15 protein-coding genes are annotated in these 15,825 nt (G+C 57.5%); 7 read left to right on the top strand and 8 right to left on the bottom strand.

Annotation, left to right across the window (positions count from 1 at the left end):
* The first annotated feature begins 526 nt into the window (after positions 1 to 526).
* The 3 genes from ET33_RS40130 to ET33_RS39080 are packed head-to-tail and all read left to right on the top strand — an operon-like array spanning position 527 to position 2,750.
* Complete coding sequence (locus tag ET33_RS40130; RefSeq protein WP_235206890.1) at positions 527 to 1,465, top strand: sigma-70 family RNA polymerase sigma factor; 939 nt, start codon at positions 527 to 529, stop codon at positions 1,463 to 1,465.
* Positions 1,443 to 2,594 carry a YcdB/YcdC domain-containing protein gene (locus tag ET33_RS40125; RefSeq protein ID WP_235206889.1) on the top strand — a complete coding sequence of 384 codons (1,152 nt, stop codon included), beginning with the start codon at positions 1,443 to 1,445 and terminating at the stop codon, positions 2,592 to 2,594. Before ET33_RS40130 ends, ET33_RS40125 begins: the two co-directional genes overlap by 23 nt.
* An 18-nt stretch (positions 2,595 to 2,612) precedes the next feature.
* Positions 2,613 to 2,750: a hypothetical protein gene (locus ET33_RS39080; RefSeq protein WP_161783589.1), complete on the top strand. Its 138-nt coding sequence runs from the start codon at positions 2,613 to 2,615 to the stop codon at positions 2,748 to 2,750.
* Between the two features lie 155 nt (positions 2,751 to 2,905).
* On the opposite strand, the gene ET33_RS33795 is transcribed toward ET33_RS39080, so the two are convergent.
* The 5 genes from ET33_RS33795 to ET33_RS33775 all read right to left on the bottom strand — a co-directional run bounded on the left by ET33_RS33795 (position 2,906) and on the right by ET33_RS33775 (position 7,682).
* Positions 2,906 to 3,487: an HXXEE domain-containing protein gene (locus ET33_RS33795; RefSeq protein WP_051776016.1), complete on the bottom strand. Its 582-nt coding sequence runs from the start codon at positions 3,485 to 3,487 to the stop codon at positions 2,906 to 2,908.
* Positions 3,488 to 3,580: 93 nt separating this feature from the next.
* A complete protein-coding gene (locus ET33_RS33790) occupies positions 3,581 to 4,195 on the bottom strand; it encodes a TetR/AcrR family transcriptional regulator (RefSeq protein ID WP_036692949.1) in 615 nt (204 codons plus the stop codon).
* A gap of 201 nt (positions 4,196 to 4,396) precedes the next feature.
* Entirely contained in the window at positions 4,397 to 5,512 is a 1,116-nt protein-coding gene (locus ET33_RS33785) for a DUF1648 domain-containing protein (protein WP_036692947.1), read from the bottom strand.
* A gap of 12 nt (positions 5,513 to 5,524) precedes the next feature.
* Complete coding sequence (locus ET33_RS33780) at positions 5,525 to 5,908, bottom strand: GntR family transcriptional regulator (RefSeq protein ID WP_036692944.1); 384 nt, start codon at positions 5,906 to 5,908, stop codon at positions 5,525 to 5,527.
* Between the two features lie 55 nt (positions 5,909 to 5,963).
* Positions 5,964 to 7,682, bottom strand: a complete 1,719-nt coding sequence (locus tag ET33_RS33775) for an alpha/beta fold hydrolase (protein WP_051776015.1) — start codon at positions 7,680 to 7,682, stop codon at positions 5,964 to 5,966.
* Positions 7,683 to 7,895: 213 nt separating this feature from the next.
* On the opposite strand from ET33_RS33775, the gene ET33_RS33770 reads away from it, so the two are divergent.
* From ET33_RS33770 to yunB, 3 genes are all read left to right on the top strand, one after another.
* Positions 7,896 to 8,249 (top strand): ArsR/SmtB family transcription factor, encoded by a 354-nt coding sequence (locus tag ET33_RS33770; RefSeq protein ID WP_407668131.1) that lies wholly within the window; start codon positions 7,896 to 7,898, stop codon positions 8,247 to 8,249.
* 171 nt (positions 8,250 to 8,420) lie between these two features.
* Positions 8,421 to 10,919 carry a heavy metal translocating P-type ATPase gene (locus tag ET33_RS33760; RefSeq protein WP_268808347.1) on the top strand — a complete coding sequence of 833 codons (2,499 nt, stop codon included), beginning with the start codon at positions 8,421 to 8,423 and terminating at the stop codon, positions 10,917 to 10,919.
* A gap of 163 nt (positions 10,920 to 11,082) precedes the next feature.
* Positions 11,083 to 11,865 (top strand): sporulation protein YunB, encoded by a 783-nt coding sequence (yunB, locus tag ET33_RS33755; RefSeq protein WP_036692929.1) that lies wholly within the window; start codon positions 11,083 to 11,085, stop codon positions 11,863 to 11,865.
* A gap of 86 nt (positions 11,866 to 11,951) precedes the next feature.
* Here the strand turns inward: yunB and ET33_RS33750 are convergent, their stop codons facing one another.
* The gene (locus tag ET33_RS33750) at positions 11,952 to 13,028 is read right to left on the bottom strand and encodes a M23 family metallopeptidase (RefSeq protein WP_036692926.1); all 1,077 of its coding nucleotides are present in this window, start codon (positions 13,026 to 13,028) and stop codon (positions 11,952 to 11,954) included.
* A gap of 125 nt (positions 13,029 to 13,153) precedes the next feature.
* Here ET33_RS33750 and larC2 point away from each other — a divergent pair, with 125 nt between their 5' ends.
* The gene (gene larC2, locus ET33_RS33745) at positions 13,154 to 13,630 is read left to right on the top strand and encodes a nickel pincer cofactor biosynthesis protein LarC2 (protein WP_036692922.1); all 477 of its coding nucleotides are present in this window, start codon (positions 13,154 to 13,156) and stop codon (positions 13,628 to 13,630) included.
* Between the two features lie 134 nt (positions 13,631 to 13,764).
* Here the strand turns inward: larC2 and larC are convergent, their stop codons facing one another.
* Entirely contained in the window at positions 13,765 to 14,829 is a 1,065-nt protein-coding gene (gene larC, locus ET33_RS33740) for a nickel pincer cofactor biosynthesis protein LarC (RefSeq protein ID WP_036692917.1), read from the bottom strand.
* Positions 14,826 to 15,764, bottom strand: coding sequence for a nickel pincer cofactor biosynthesis protein LarB (gene larB, locus ET33_RS33735; RefSeq protein WP_036692914.1), 939 nt, complete (start codon positions 15,762 to 15,764; stop codon positions 14,826 to 14,828). Before larB ends, larC begins: the two co-directional genes overlap by 4 nt.
* Positions 15,765 to 15,825 lie beyond the last annotated feature (61 nt).

The raw sequence follows: 15,825 nt of genomic DNA, 5'->3' as shown, positions 1-15,825 counted from the left end.
GAAATGGTGCCCGTCCCAAATTCTAGGTGTGATAAAATATTATTGGGTGATTTGTAATATTAAGAATGTAAAAATATATTACCAAGCTACCACAATATACCAGTGTTTTCAATACAATTTTAATAAAATGTATTCGTTTTCAAAAAGAAAATAACGGGAAGGCCGTTAATGAAATAACCATAGGTTAAACCAGTGGAGGGCGGCTGAAAAATTATCGGCTGGCGTGTGCCCGGGAGGATGAAACCGTAGGTCAAAAGAACGACGTGCCAAGGGGCGTTTGGAAGTAAGGTTGATAGCGTTAGAGGGGAAATTATTTTTTTGGGATAAAATGTATAAATATGTCGAATAAGCCTGCTGTTGAGCAAGGCCGCCAGGCAACGCGAATCGAGCGTATGCCTGGGGGCACCCGCCACACATACGGGCACCTGGAGAAAGTTCAAAGTCGGCTAAACGAGTTTTTTTCGAAACTGCTGAAACCTAAATGCGCTCTCGCCGGTCTAAAGGGTATACACAGGAGGGAAACGACATGAACCGAAGCGACCGGGTCAGAGCGGCCCAAGCGGGAAATCACGCGGCCTTTCTGGCTCTGATCGAGGAACAGCAGGACCGCCTGCGCCGGATTGCCTATTATTACGTGCGTCAGGAGATGGACGCGGAGGATGTGGTCCATGAGGCCATCTACAAGGCGCTTGTCGGACTGCCGAAGCTGAAGCAGCCGCAGTTTTTCGCCACTTGGTTGACTCGTATCGTCATCAACTGCGCGTTGACGGCATTGGATAAACGGCAGCGGCTGGTGCCGGACGATAGCCGTGCGGCCGAACGTCAGCCGGTTTGTGCTCCCGATCCCGACGACTGTCTGGACTTGCGATCGGCGGTCCGGCAGTTGGAGCCGAAGCAGAGACAGGTGATCGCGTTCAAATATTGGCACGATATGACGATCGAGGAGATCGCCGTTTTGCTCCCCAAGCCGACAGGCACGGTGAAAACCATTTTGCACAGGGGGTTGAAGGAATTGCGCAAACGATACGCCGACCCGAACGAACCGGCAGACTCAAGACTGTCTCCAGCGGCCGGAATCTCCGAATTATCCGTCGAGGAAGCCTTGCAGCGGAAGCTGGCCGAGTTAAAGCTGCGGACGGAGGAGCTCTTCGGCATCCCGGCAGCGTACGAGCTTACGATTGCGGATTATCACGACGACAAGCGGGAAGGCGGACGGGCGATGTTCGTCTGGACCAAAGCGGGCGAGGACCCCGTATGGAGCAAGCCCGGCAAGGATAACGGCATGTCCGTGGAGCTTAACGCTCAAGGGGATCTGGTCGAGTATACGATCGATGTGGAGGAGGCGGCCGGCGATTTGCCGGAGCTGTCTGCGGAACAATTGCGGCTTCGGGCGGAGAAGTTTGTGCTCGACCATTACCCGGGCGCGCTGAAGCCCGTTTTCCTTGACGCGCACCAAGTCTGTTGACTCCGGGACGCTATTCTTCTATGAGCAGGAGGTTATGGGGCTGCCGCTGCCGATGTCGGGCTTCCGGGTCAAGGTTCACCGCAGCGGCATCGTCAGCGACTTTCGGTATTTCGGCCGGCAGACGAAGCCGAAAGTCCCGGTGTCCCTTGTGCCCAAGGAGCAGCTTCTGCGCCAGATTGCGGATACGGCCAGACTGGACCTGCGGCTGGATTTCCTTCACAAGTCCGTCGACGATACGGAAAAGGATGAGCTAAGGCTGGTCTATGAACCAAGCAGCCGCTGGATGCATTTCCGGGCGGACGGGACGGAAGAGGTCCGCGAAGCGGCCGACGAAGACGCGGAATCCGAGGAGCCGGCCGTATGGCTGCCTGTTCCCGAGCTGCCCGCGGTCGAAGCTCCGGCCATCCGGACGGCGCAGGACGTTCAGGCGCTGCTCGGCATCGATCCGGACCGGTACGAGCTGCTGAGAGAAGTGGAAATGGACGACCGCATGACCGGTATCGTCTGGCGGCGGCGCGATTGGCAGCCGGCTGTGTCAGAGGACACTTCGCTGGACGCCTTTTTCCGGCAGCGGTCGGAAGAGACGCTGAAAGCGAAGATCGATCAGGTCGGCGGAAAGCTGGTGTCGTTTATTCGTTTCGAAGAGGAAATTCCAAGGGAGCTGAGGCTGTCACGGGACGCGTGCTTGGATATCGCGCTTGGATTTTTGGCCCGTATGCAGCCTGGGCTGGCGCCGTTTTTGCAGCTTCGGCAGCAGGAGGAAGCGTCCAGTTCCGACAGGGAGCATTTCGATTTCCGCATCGGGAAGCAGGGTGTTTGGCTGGAGCTGGAGCATATCCGGTTGTCCGTCAACAAGACGTCGGGACAGATCGGACACGTGATGGGCCCGTCCGTCAATACGGCCCAATTGCAGGCCGTCGAGGTTATACCGCTCATAGACGAGCCGGAGGCGCGCCGGATTTATGCGGAAGCTCTCGACCTGAAGCTGGGGTGGGAAATAGATTACTCAGGCAACGGCAAAAGGCGCCGTTACGTTTTGAAGTACCAACTGGTGCATAAGGAAAAGGGCCGGGAAATCCGTTGGATCGATGCCCGGACGGGCGAGCTGGTTTGTTCGAGGCTGAATTAAAGAGGATGGCTCGATGGGATGAGCAAAAGAGCGGAGCAGAGGTACAGCATGCGCATGCTGAAGCTGTGGATTCGTATGCCCCGAAAGCTTCGTTACTTAGCGGTTATCAGGTCGCTGGTCTTCTTGCATTGGTTCTTCAAGTGGCTTAACGGGTAATTCTACGGGATCAAATGATGCCCTCTCCCGGTAAGGAAGGACACTTCTTTCTTTTCCGAAGGAGGGCTTTTCTTGCAACGATCGCAGGAGGGGCAATATGTGGAATGGACGGACCATGGCGGGCTGTATTGCTAGAAGAAGCCGGAGCTGTCCGGTTAGTAGCTGTCCGTTCTCTGCCCAGCCTCCGCTGCAGACCTGCGATAGGGCGCGACCCACCGGCCGAGCGTAAACCCGATACCGATCAGAAGAAACACGAGCGGGAGGACGATGGCGATGCCGAGCCCTAGGGCGGCTGGCTCTACCAAGTCCGCCTGATAAAAGCGGTAAAGGGCGTACGAGGCGTACGGGATTTCCACCAGCGCGGCCGTCGCGGCTCCGACGGTATAGCTCCGCTTCCCCAGTGATAAGCCGACATGCTTGATACCGTCCAGCAGCATCACTGCGACCATGCCGACGAAGACGGGGCCGAGCTTCCCGCCGTCCTCCACCGCCGCTGCGGCAATGCCCGCTCCTAAGCAGACGAGCGATCCGATCAACGCGACCGCTGTCGCGAATTGAACGGTAATGCTTTTGTCCCAGTTCAGCGCCCGCTGCATCCAAGGGGCTAGGGTGTGCTTGCACGGCCGCATCCAGCGTTCCACGGTGACGATTTCCTCGCCGTCATGAAGGAAGAAGGCAACCGGCAGGAGCCAGATCAACGTGCGCAGGGAAATCCAATCGTTCAGCAAAGCGAGCATGTTTGATTCCTCCTTGGTTTGTTTCTTATTAGGTTGAATTTGAGTAAACACTCAAAAATTACTTAAAAAAATTTGGCCTTACAACGGAACGCATTACACATCACCCTTGTAAAGGCCGTAGAGCAGCAGGCCGACCAGTTGGCGAATATAAGCTTCTTCGTCGCCCAGCACGGCCATCTCGCTGCCGAAGCGGGAATGCAGCGCGAAATAAAGCAAAATCGACGCATTAAGCATCGTTGCGGCAACGTGATAGGTTTGCTCGCTTATTTGCCCAACGGGGGCCGACTGCTTCAAAATGCTGCTGCCGGAGGCGCCGATGCTTCCGATGAGCCGGAGCACTTCCTGAGAAACGGCCTCATCCCGCATCATCTCCGGGGACCAGATCAGCAGCAGGTACTCCCGGTTCTCCTTCAAAAATTGCAGGTACCGGCATCCGTACTGTACCAGCGCTTCATCCAGCGGTAGCCGTTTCCACCGGTCCGCGCCGTCCTGCGCCAGCAGTGCGAAGGAGAAGCTGTGGACGATATGCATGAGCAGCTTGCGCTTGCCGCCGAAGTAGTAGAAGATTAAGCCTTCCGTTACGCCGCTTTCCTCTGCAATTTCCTTGGTCGTTGTCGCGTGGTAGCCTTTCCCGGAAAAAAGGCGGAGGGCCGCGGCGACGATTTTTTGTTTTTTCAGCTCGGGATCGTTCTTTTCGCCTCTCGCCATCATTCGTCCTTCCTTCAAAAAAATTGAGTATCTACTCAAAATTATAGTTATGCCTCTCCAATTGTCAAGCCGCACACGTATTGGGGCCATGAACAACGAACGGCAGCAAGCCCGCCTTCAGGGGACGGATTGCCGCCGCGCTATCTAACTTCGAAGTCCGATTCAACGTCTGCCCGATATCCCGAGAACCGTAGCCCGGACTCAGCCTTTGATCGCCCCAATGATAAGGATCACCCCGATCAGCACGAGCGGCGCCAGCATAATGACCCACGCCATCGGCCTGGCTGCATTGATCGTCCAGCCGATACCGACCCGCTTCTCGATAAACAGCGAAGGGTCGTCGGGATTATAGTAGATCGATCCCAGCTTCCAATACTTGTCGTCATCGGCCGCCCCGGGCACCAGCTTCTCGTCCGTTGCGCTCGATCCGCCGAGACGGCTCCCGCCTTGCCCGGTAATGAATGAGACCACGAGAACCAAGATCAGTATCAGAGCGGGAATCGTGATCGCCACGGTGACGAGTACCGAGCCGTTGAAGGGGAATAGCAAGAAAAACTGGATGAACGAGAACAGCACGAGCATCAAGAAGCCCATGATCATTAACACGAGAGACCAGATCCGGCGGAACCGGATGTTCTGCTCGCGCGATTGCTCGGGCGCATTCGCGTCGATCTGCTGTTTGCTTTTGCGGATCACCGTATTGATGGACGCGAAGATGAAGATCATGACCAACTGCATCACGTTCGGGAAAAAGACGTTCCAATACGTTTTCGGCTGGGTGGCTGTCGGGTTGCCCTGCAAATCGTACCGCGACACGAGAATGTCCGGAAGCTTGTCGTAATTCCACAAAGCAATGCCGGCGCACAGAGCGACGAAGGCCAGATGAACCAGATACCACCAATCGGAATACGTCGTTTTCCGGTTCCGGAACGAGGTATCGACGGCAATGAACCGGGCGCTGGCGTTCTGTGCGGGACGCGCCGCCTTCCACCGCTTCATTTTGTTGTAATAGACGAGAAAGCTGACTGCCACCGCCGCCATAAGCGCTAAGGTGAAGCCGATGATGAACAGCCCCTGCTGCGTCTCGTTCGTTCGCTGAATGACGAAAATGAAAACGATGAGAAGCACGGCTCCGATCGCCCCGTTCCACCAGGCATAGCGGCGTCGCATCGATTGCAGCTCGGGATCGTGATAATGCCGCGAATCGATCGATACGCCAAAATGATTCGTCGTTCTCGTAAAATACGGCAAACCGGCCAGCATCACAATGACCGGCACAAAAATGGTCGCGACCAGCAAAGCGATTCCAATATGCATATAGCCCCCTCCTTAGTTCCCTTTGATTTCGCGGAAAATGCCTTGGATAAACCCGAGCAGCTCCTCCTCGCGCATGCCGCGGCATATGGCCTCGGCTGCGATCGGCGTCAACTGCTCGCGCAATTTATTTTTATACGCCTCGGTTACCTGAGGCATGCCGTCCGGCTGGACGACAACCCCTTTTTGACGGTGAATTTGAATGAAACCTTCCTGCTTCAGGAGCGTATAGGCTTTATTCACGGTGTGCAGATTGATGCCGATATCCGAAGCGAGGCTGCGCACGGACGGAAGCGCCTCGCCGGGCTTCAAGGCGCCGCTCGCGATGCCTTCGAGAATCTGATTCATCAACTGGGCATAGATTGGAGTCTCCGACTGTAAATCCAATTTAATAATCATAGAATCCCCTCGTACCTTGGGCTTCCGGGGTAAACCCCGTAGTCCGGGCTCAAAATTAGTTTTTGCCTGTCAGCCACCCGGCGATATCGTCAATCACGTAGGATGGCACGTTGCCGGGAAGGGCGTATTCCTTGCCGGTGGAAGGCTGCTCGGACTCGACAAACCCGTGATTCAGCTTCGGATAAAGCTTGTAAACGACATCTTGGCGCGCAGATAAGGCGGACTTCCAGCCGTCCAGATTGCTTGCTGTCACTTGAAAATCGTTGTCGCCCTGCAGAACGAGGAGCGGCGTCGATTGATGCTTGGCGATTTCGCCGCCCCGATAGTTCCGGAAGTCGAACCACCAGACCGGATTGCCCAGCGCAAAATTTTTCGGTAGGTTCGCAACGGAATATTGCGGGTCCTTCAAAAGAGCGACTTGCTGCTCCATCGCTTTCACCTGCTGCTCCAGCCCTTCGGTCGGCAGCCCCGCTTCTTTCGCCCATGCGAGCGCTTGTTTATTTTGCTCCAGAACTATATCCTCTAACGGTCGGGAAGGGCCGGCCATAATAATCGCTCCGGCAATGCTTTTCTGCTTCTCGGATTCGATGATGGACGGGACCAGCATCCCGCCCTGGCTGTGACCGAGGACGAAGATGCGTTTCGCATCGATGCGGCGGTCTTTTTGCAGCATATGCACCGCGGCGATCGCATCGTCAACCGTTTCTTCCTTGACGGTAAAAGCCGGATGGAGCGCGCTCTTGAGCGTATGCACCCGCGTCCGCTTCTCGTAACGGAGCACGGCGATGTTGTTGGCGGCCAGACCGACGGCCAGATCGCGGAACGTCTTGTAGCTGCCGAGCGTTTCGTCGCGATCGTTCGGCCCGGAGCCGTGGACGAGTACGACGACGGGGAACGGTCCTTCGCCCTTCGGCAGCGTCAGCGTACCGGGGAGCGGCGCTTCACCTTCGCCGACCGTCACTTCTTCCTCCGAATAAAGCTCCGGTTTGTCGTAATCCGGCTTGCGGTAATTGCCTGCGGGAGAAAGCGGCATGAAAATATCGTCGATTTTGCCGTTCGCATCGAACCGGACGGCGATGCCCAGCGGCGTCGATTTTTCCGTCCTATAGCCGAGCAGGGCGTTGTGCTGGACCGCCGTGATTTCCCGTTTGAGCGAGATGAGCCGTTTTGGCGCTCCTAAGATGCCGATATTGCCGGACCAGTACCTCGCAAGCTTCGCTTCCGGCAGCGCTGCCCGCAGCTTGTCGCTTAGCATCAGACTTGCCGCTTGAAATTGACCGTTTTGCAGCAGGTAAACGAAGTGGCTCCCCGCTGCGGTCACATCGGAAGGATCGAGGGCCAGTCCGTTTACGTCGTCCCACTCGATGGAGACTTGAAAGGCTTGCCGGATCGTATCCAGCGGAATTAGCGTTGTATCATTAACGATAGCGGCTTCCTGCGTCATGGACATCGTTGCGGAATCGTTGACGGTTGCTTTCCGTTCGCCGATTTTTACAGCGAGCTTGACTGCGACCCGGGTGACGGTAACCAGCCTGTTCTCCGCGTCCCATTCGACTTCCGCGCCGATGGCTTCGACGACGGCCCGCAGCGGGACCATCCGTGCGAGTGCACTGGAAGAGCCGGTATCGGCTTCCTCGGCTGCAGCCGCTTCTTGGGCGCTCATCTGCTTGGCAGGTTCGCTTTCCGCCAGGGCGTTTACCGGTTGGACGATCGTCGCTGCAAGCAGCGAACCGACGGCCAATTGCTGCATGCTGCGATTCCATCGTTTGCTCATATGCTGTTCCCCCAAGTTTGCAGTTATAATTGTTATACTATATATATAACAGCTATACATAGAGAGTCAAGAGGGGGTTGCAAATTTCAGAAGCTAAATTATAATTATTACTACTAAGCTCGAAGGAGATCCGACAACCCATTCGTTTTCTGTTATAATGGGAACAACGGATAAGCTTGATTAGGATGAAGGCGGTGTTGTGTCTTGGAAAAAATGCTGCAAGATCAATGCGATGAGACCTGTGAGGGAACCTCACAGATTGAAGATTTGAAGGAAAGTTTGATCCCGGAAGCGACGGCGGCCGGACTGGCGGACGTATTCAAAGCGCTGGGCGACCCGACGCGGGTGAAGATTATATATACGCTGCTGCAAAAAGAGCTCTGTGTGCATGACCTGACATTGGTTCTGGAAATGGGGCAGTCGGCGATTTCGCATCAGCTTCGTTATTTGCGCAATTTGCGTATCGTGAAGCGGCGCAAAGTAGGGAAGACGGTGTTCTACTCGCTCGACGACGAGCACATCGAGCAAATTTTCGTGCAGATGCTGCAGCACGTCAAGCACGGCTAGCGGTAAGTGAGCATACTAAAGCAGGGGGAGATCCTCCTGCTTTTTTATTTTTCTTTTCATCATTGATTCAAAATACGGGCGAACGACGGTTGACAGATCTGCGCTGGATGACATAAGATGGTAATAAACGTATGAACAATTAATCATGTATTGCATAGAGGAGATGGAGATATGTCCGGCAAACCATCCTGCTGCGGGTCCGGAACGCCGCACGGCAGCAAGCCTGATGTTCATGGAAACGGCGATCCCCGGCACGACCAGGAGCTTAAGCATGGGCATGACGCCGGGTGCGGCCACGAGCACGAGCATGATCATGATCACAGTCACAGCCATGATCATAAACAAGGTCATGATCACAGTCACAATCACGATCACGGCCACAGCCATGACGCTTGCGGCTGCGGGGATCATCACGATCATGACCACAGCCACGACCACGGCCATAGCCATAGCCACGATCACGGCGCCTGCGGCTGCGGAAGCAGCCACGAGGCGGAGGAAGCGGCCAACGCCGCCCTAGCCGCGGCGGCTGCGGAAGCTGCGGCGGCCGGAGCGATATCCAGCGTGTACCGCATCGAAGGAATGGACTGCGCGGATTGCGCGCGGAAACTGGAGAAACGGGTCGGGGCGCTGGCTACCGTCCGGATCGCTTCGGTCAATTACGGGGCCGCCAAAATGACCGTCATTCATGACGGGACCGCCGGGGAAGCCGTCATGCAGACGGTAAAGCAGGCGGGCTACACGGCCATCGCCGACAACGGTACGCTGCCCGGGACCTACGGAGAGCAGCCGTTCTGGAAACGCAACAAAAAAGCGGTGCCGACGGCGGTATCCGGAGCGGTGTTTTTGGTTGCTTGGCTGCTTGCCTCAACCAAAGTCGCGCCGGAGTCGGTCGTCACGCTGCTGTATGTCGCGGCTATGGTGATCGGCGGATTCCGCATCGCGCGTACCGGCATCTACGGGCTCAAGTCGGGGACGATCGGCATGGATCTGCTCATGACCGTAGCCGCGATCGGCGCCGGCTGCATCGGGCAGTGGGAGGAAGGGGCCGCCGTTGTGGTACTTTTCTCGCTCGGCGAGACGCTTGAAGCTTACACGATGGACCGGACCCGCAGGTCGATTCGCGGATTGATGGATTTGTCGCCCAAGGAGGCACTGGTCCGCAGGCAAGGCAGTGAGATGAAGCTGCCGACGGGGCAGATCGAAGTCGGAGACATTCTGCTCGTGAAGCCCGGCGAAAAAATCGCCATGGACGGGATGGTCATTCAAGGGACTTCGTCGGTGAATCAAGCTCCGATTACGGGCGAATCCGTTCCGGTGCTCAAGGAAACGGGCAGCGAAGCGTTCGCCGGCACGATCAACGGGGAAGGGGCGCTGGAAATCCGGGTCACCCGGCGCGTGGAAGACAACACGCTCTCCCGCATCATCCGCATGGTCGAGGACGCCCAGGCGCAGAAAGCGCCGTCACAGCGGTTCATCGACGCCTTTGCCAAGTACTATACCCCTGCCGTGCTCCTTATTGCGCTTGGCATTGCGGTGATTCCCGCGCTGGCGCTTGGCCAGCCGTTCGGGCCGTGGTTTTACCGCGCGCTGATGATGCTCGTCGTGTCTTGCCCGTGCGCCTTGGTCATTTCTACGCCCGTCAGCATCGTATCGGCGATCGGCAACGCGGCGAGACACGGCGTATTGATCAAGGGCGGCGCGTATTTGGAACGGCTCGGCGCCGTAGAGGCCATCGCTTTCGACAAGACCGGCACGTTGACGGCCGGCGTACCCGAGGTGACGGAATGCATTCCACTGGGAGGAAGAACCGCGGAAGAGGTGCTGACGATCGCAGGAGGGATCGAGGCGCGGTCAGGGCACCCTGTCGGCGAGGCGATCGTCAGAAAAGCGAAGCAGGAGGGCGTGCCGCTTGCGGACATTGCGGATTTTGCCGCCGTGCCCGGACGAGGGGCCAAAGCGCAAGTCGGCGGCAGCTTATTCTTTATCGGGAGCCCCCGGTGGTTCGTCCAAGAGCTGGGCATTTCCCTGGAATCGCTGCAAGGGGAGCTGGAGCGGCTGGAAAGCCAAGGAAACACCGTCATGGTGCTGGGTACGGCGAAGGAGCCGTGGGCCGTCTTCGCGGCCTCCGACGAGCTTCGCCCGAACAGCCGCACGGCATTGGAACAGCTTCGCGCCGCGGGCATCCGTCAAGCGGTGATGCTAACCGGCGACAACCGGGGAACGGCAGAGGCGACCGCCTCCAAGCTGGGCGGGATCGCCTACCGCGCCGAGCTGCTGCCGCAGGACAAAGTAACCGCCGTCCGCGAGTTGATGCACGAGCACGGGCATGTCGCGATGGTGGGGGACGGAGTGAACGATGCGCCTGCACTGGCCACGGCAACCGTAGGCATCGCGATGGGGGCGGCCGGTACCGACACGGCGCTTGAAACGGCCGATGTCGCCCTGATGGCGGACGATTTGTCCAAACTGGCGTACACAGTACAGCTAAGCCGCCGTGCACTGCGGATTATTAAGCAAAATATCGCCTTTTCTCTGCTTGTTAAGGCAGTCTTTCTCGCTCTCATCTTCTTCGGAGCTTCGACGCTCTGGTTGGCAGTGCTGGCCGACACGGGCAGCTCGCTTATCGTGATCGCCAACGGCATGCGGCTGCTCCGTATCAAGCCGTAAAGCCGAGAGGCTCTTTTTCCGGCCGTCTTTCCTTGCGAAAGGCGGTTTTTTTGCTTCAGCCTGAAAGCGGCGACGTTCGTTTCCATCCGCGCCGTCTTTTTCCCGGCCGGTCCGCATAGGCTGTAACAGACGGGCCGTACAGGCCGGGGAAGGGGGAGCCGCGGTGCTGAAGCGCAGATGGAGAAGCAGTCCCTCGGGCAAAAGCAAGCTGAAGCGCACGCTGTTGATCGTGCTGGTCGTTCTGCTGCTTCTCTGCATGCAGGCTTATTTGTACGTCGAGCGAAATTTAAAGGAACCGCTGGTGCATTTGGCGCGGGTGCGCGTGAAGCAGATCGCGACGGAAGCGATTAATTCGGCGATCGCGGACCGGATGGCGCAGAACACCAACTTCGAGAAGCTGATCGATTGGCGTACCGACCACAACGGCAAAATTACGGGCTTCATGTTAAATTATGCGGAGCACAGCCGGATTACCGCCGATACGGTCAATATTGTCACCAAGCAGCTGGAAGCCGTAGGCTCCGTTCCCGAGCATATCCCGCTCGGTCAGGCGATGCATTCGCCGCTTCTCGCATCGTTCGGGCCGAATATTCCGATCCGGCTCGTACCTGCAGGCACGGCCAAGGTGGAGCTGAATACGCGCTATCAGAGCGCCGGCATCAATATGATTTTGGTGGAGGTATACGTTCATGTGACGGTCGAAATGACGGTCATTATTCCATTCGATTCCACGCCCGAAGTGATGGAAACGGAGCTGCCCGTATCCTATTCGCTGGTGGTCGGGGATGTGCCTACCTATTATTTTGACGGCCGGGGCAATCCGGTCGGCCAGTCGGGGCCGCTGCCCCCGGGAATCTCGCTCCCGAATGTTAACGTTCCGGCGGCGAAGCCCGACGCTTCGGAGGCGCGAAGCAAGGAGTCGTCCGTCGAGCCGAAAGCAAAATAAATCCGGTACGGGATTCGCGGCGGCTTCCGCGTTTACGTACCGGATTATGGTGCAGCGATATAACGCCTCAGGCGGGAAGAACTCCGTCACGGTGTGGTTGTCTTGCGCCGCATGCGTTCTTCCCGCTCCCATTTGCGCAAGTGGGGGTACGGATCAAAGGACCATTCCGTCAGCCCGTTGTCACGGTACAATCCGTAGTGCAGATGGGGCGGAAACTTCCCGGACGTGCCGGGCTTGCCATAGCCGGAGCTGCCGACCCAGCCGATCACTTGCCCCGGCTTCACGATACTGCCTTGCTGCACTTCTTTTTTGTTAAAGCGGGACAAATGGGCGTAATAATGATACACGTTGTTTAAATCGCGGATCCCAATGCGCCAGCCGCCGTACGGATTCCAGCCCATCACTTCGATGACGCCGTACGTGGCGCTGCGTACCGGAACGCCGTAGCCGGCGAAGATGTCGGTTCCTTCGTGGATGCGGTATCCGCCCCAGCCGCGGCTGGCACCCCATGTGCTGCGATAGGAATAATCGGCGCTAAGCGGCATGACGAAGCAGTGCTCGTACAGGTCGAGCGTATCGAAATGGGCGTAGATCCGGGCGAATTGCTGAATCCGTTCGACGCTCCGGGTATTTTGATAATAATCCCAAAGTCCGATGCGGATGTCTTCCTCGGCGCTTCCTTTTTTGAGCATGTTGACAGCCATCGAGTACAGTCGGTCAAGATCGTTCATCCGGTCTGCGAAGCCATCCCCCGAGCCGTCTCTGCCGATTCCTCCGAACCATTGAATACTGTTCACATTTTTGTCTTCGTGGTCGGGGTTGAGAATGCCGCCCCACTGCAGATCGGTAAAATAAATGGCGATCAATCCGTCAGGGGCCGGGCGCTTTTTGGCCAAGTTGATCGTCCGTTCGTATTGATCGGCGGCTGCTAAATAATACCAAGGAATGCCGGTAACCGCACTGACTTTGTCGAACAGATCCTTGCGCTCGGCGAACGTGGCTTTCATTCCATTCGCCGCTTTGCTTGCTTTCGGTAATGCAGGAGTCTTGGCTGCAGGAGCGTAGGCGAACCCCCGGTTTTCCAATCCCTCTGCTGCCGGGCCAACGAGCAGCACGGCGCACAGAGTCGCCGCGGTTAACACTCGTGCATGGAATGCTGCCATACGATATAGCTGCCTCCTTCGTTCGGGTATCGACACGCTGGTTTCATTTAACTGTAGCATGTGCGGGCCGCTGCCTTTTTATCCCTTGTCCGGTTTGATATGATGGAGGCGTGGGGGGATGCCGGATGCCGTTTGATCACCGGGAAGAGCATGTAGATGACCGCATGCTCATTTTGCAGGCCAATATCGATGATATGAATCCGGAATACTGTTCGTACGTGACCGACCTGCTGCTGGAGCAGGGGGCCAACGACGTCTACTGGATTCCGATTATTATGAAAAAAGGGCGCCCCGGCGTCATGCTGAACGTACTGACTGACGATGCCGGCGCGAAGCGAATGGAAGACGTCATTTTCCGGGAAACGACGACGCTTGGCTTGCGTTATTTGCGGGCCTCTTGCCACCGTCTGGGAAGGGAGCTTCACAAGGTCGATACGCCCTGGGGGCCCATTCAGGTAAAAGCGGGGTTCCATGAAGGAGAGCTCGTCCAGTTCGCCCCGGAGTTTAAGGAATGCGAGCAGGCGGCCAAAACGCACGGCGTGCCGCTCAAGCAAGTGTACGACGAGGTGCGGCGGCGGTTTATGGAGCGCGGCCGCGCTTAAACGAGCAAACGGACGGTTCTCCCGAAGCAGTCCTTGCGTTTCTGCCGGCGGAAGCCGTCCGTTGGCCGTTCTATCGTAGGGAAGCAGAGAACGAAAAAGCGGCCTTTTCCCGGAGGAAAAGCCGCTCGTTTTACCTATTGCCGTATGCAAGTATCGTCCGGACCGTCATTGTCATGCTTGTGGTGCACGTGAGGGTGCTCCTCATCGTGTGAATGATCGTCATGGCTATGTTTTTCGTGCCCGTGCTCATGCTCGTGCGAATGTCCGTGATGATGGTGCTCATGGCCGTGCTCGTGCGAGTGCTCATGATGATGGTGCTCGTGGCCGTGCTCGTGCGAATGCCCGTGATGATGGTGCTCATGGCCGTGCTCATGCGAGTGCTCGTGATGATGGTGTTCCGGCGGATGATGTCCGTGAACGTGCTCGTGCGAGAACTCTTCGTGATGAATTTGCCACTTGCTTAAATAGGGATCGGCTTGCCCGACGACGACGCGCAGCACGTTAGGTTGGTTCGGCAAATCGCGCGTTCCGGCTCCGTAGCCGATCGACTCCACGATCATCGGCGGGAGGCCTTTGGCGAATTCGTCGACGAGTCCGGAGACGATGCCTGCGCCTGTCGGCGTCGTCATCTCCAGCGAGTACGATGTCGGCGCGATGGGCAGCCCTTTCATCATTTCCAGCGTAGCCGGGGCCGGTACCGGATAAATGCCATGATCGCAATGCACCGTGCCGGAGCCGAGAGGTACGGCGGAGGACAAAATTTTCTCGATCTCCAGCGAATCGATGGCCAAGGCTACTCCGATCACATCGACGATCGAATCAATTGCGCCTACTTCGTGAAAATGAACGCGCTCGATCGGGATGTTGTGTATTTTCGCTTCCGCTACCCCAATCTTCTCGAAAATCGCGAGGCTCAGCTTGACGACGCGCTCGTTGAAGCCGGCACGATGAATCAGCTCCACGATTTCCGAGTAATGGCGATGGTGCGCCGGCGGCGTATGCGGATCAAGGATGACGTCGAGCTTCAGCGCGGATATGCCGCGCTTGTTCACGCGTCTCCATTCCAGCGAGAACGGCTCGATTTGAATTTTGCGAAGCTCTTCTTCGATATAGTGACGGTCCGCGCCGGCGTCGACAAGCGCTCCCAGCGTCATATCGCCGCTGATTCCGGAGAAGCAGTCCAAATACAAGATTTTCACGTTTCATCCCTCTTTGTCCCGTTTTGGTGGATTAGTGCGGCGTTATATCCGGCGCCGAAGCCGTTGTCGATGTTGACGACGGAAATGCCGGGCGCACAGGCATTGAGCATGGATAGCAGCGCGGCGACACCTTGAAAGTTTGCGCCATAGCCGACGCTGGTCGGCACCGCAATGACCGGCACGGCCACCAGGCCGCCCAAGACGCTGGCGAGCGCCCCTTCCATCCCGGCGACGACCACGACCGCGCTCGCTCCACGGATAACCGGCAGCCGGCGGAACAGCCGGTGAATACCGGCCACGCCGACGTCGTAGACGCGCTCCACGCGGGAGCCTAGGCACTCGGCCGTCACGGCGGCTTCCTCCGCCACAGGTACGTCCGACGTGCCTGCGCAGACGACGGCGATGTAGCTGCCGCCGTCCGGCACGGCTTCGCCGCTCCGCAGCCAAGTCAGCGCCCGCGCCTCGGGGTGATGCTTCACCCCTGGGATGCGCTCCGCGACATAGGCGGCTTTATCCGCGTCGACGCGCGTCGCCAGCACGCGGTCCGTATGGGCGGCCAGCCGCTCGAAGATCGCGGCGATTTGCTCCGCCGATTTGCTTTCCCCGTAGATGACCTCGGGGAAGCCGGTCCGTGCCGGACGGCTCAGATCAAGCTGAGCGTAACCGAGACTGTCGTCAACGGCATCCTCCGAAAGCGATAGGAAGGATGCCTTGCGCCGCATCGGCGTGTCTCCGGCTGATTTCTCCCCGGCGTCTTTTACTGTTTTATCCATTGCCGGTTGCTCCTGCGTTCTTCCGGCTTGTACGGCCGTTTCCGGCCGACCGGCCGGGGCGGTATGCGCCCCGGACAGCCCTTCCTCCAGCAGCCGTTTGGCTTCGGCGATATCCAGATCGCCGGATTGTACCAACTTAAGTATGTTGTCGATGTTCATCATCGTAAATGTTCGAACCTCCCGCTCCCTGACCCTTTCCTCAGTGTACCATATTTCCAATCCC

The organism is Paenibacillus tyrphae, from assembly GCF_000722545.1.
Lineage (GTDB): Bacteria > Bacillota > Bacilli > Paenibacillales > NBRC-103111 > Paenibacillus_G > Paenibacillus_G tyrfis.
This window is presented reverse-complemented; position numbering and strand designations above follow the sequence as displayed.

What these genes read in the sequence shown, in the direction of transcription:
- ET33_RS40130 (WP_235206890.1), top strand. Translation starts at nt 527, where the DNA reads ATGAACCGAAGCGACCGGGTCAGAGCGGCCCAAGCGGGAAATCACGCG.
- ET33_RS39080 (WP_161783589.1), top strand. Translation starts at nt 2,613, where the DNA reads ATGAGCAAAAGAGCGGAGCAGAGGTACAGCATGCGCATGCTGAAGCTG.
- ET33_RS33795 (WP_051776016.1), bottom strand. Translation starts at nt 3,487, where the DNA reads ATGCTCGCTTTGCTGAACGATTGGATTTCCCTGCGCACGTTGATCTGG.
- ET33_RS33790 (WP_036692949.1), bottom strand. Translation starts at nt 4,195, where the DNA reads ATGGCGAGAGGCGAAAAGAACGATCCCGAGCTGAAAAAACAAAAAATC.
- ET33_RS33785 (WP_036692947.1), bottom strand. Translation starts at nt 5,512, where the DNA reads ATGCATATTGGAATCGCTTTGCTGGTCGCGACCATTTTTGTGCCGGTC.
- ET33_RS33780 (WP_036692944.1), bottom strand. Translation starts at nt 5,908, where the DNA reads ATGATTATTAAATTGGATTTACAGTCGGAGACTCCAATCTATGCCCAG.
- ET33_RS33775 (WP_051776015.1), bottom strand. Translation starts at nt 7,682, where the DNA reads ATGAGCAAACGATGGAATCGCAGCATGCAGCAATTGGCCGTCGGTTCG.
- ET33_RS33770 (WP_407668131.1), top strand. Translation starts at nt 7,896, where the DNA reads ATGCTGCAAGATCAATGCGATGAGACCTGTGAGGGAACCTCACAGATT.
- ET33_RS33760 (WP_268808347.1), top strand. Translation starts at nt 8,421, where the DNA reads ATGTCCGGCAAACCATCCTGCTGCGGGTCCGGAACGCCGCACGGCAGC.
- ET33_RS33750 (WP_036692926.1), bottom strand. Translation starts at nt 13,028, where the DNA reads ATGGCAGCATTCCATGCACGAGTGTTAACCGCGGCGACTCTGTGCGCC.
- larC2 (WP_036692922.1), top strand. Translation starts at nt 13,154, where the DNA reads ATGCCGTTTGATCACCGGGAAGAGCATGTAGATGACCGCATGCTCATT.
- larB (WP_036692914.1), bottom strand. Translation starts at nt 15,764, where the DNA reads ATGATGAACATCGACAACATACTTAAGTTGGTACAATCCGGCGATCTG.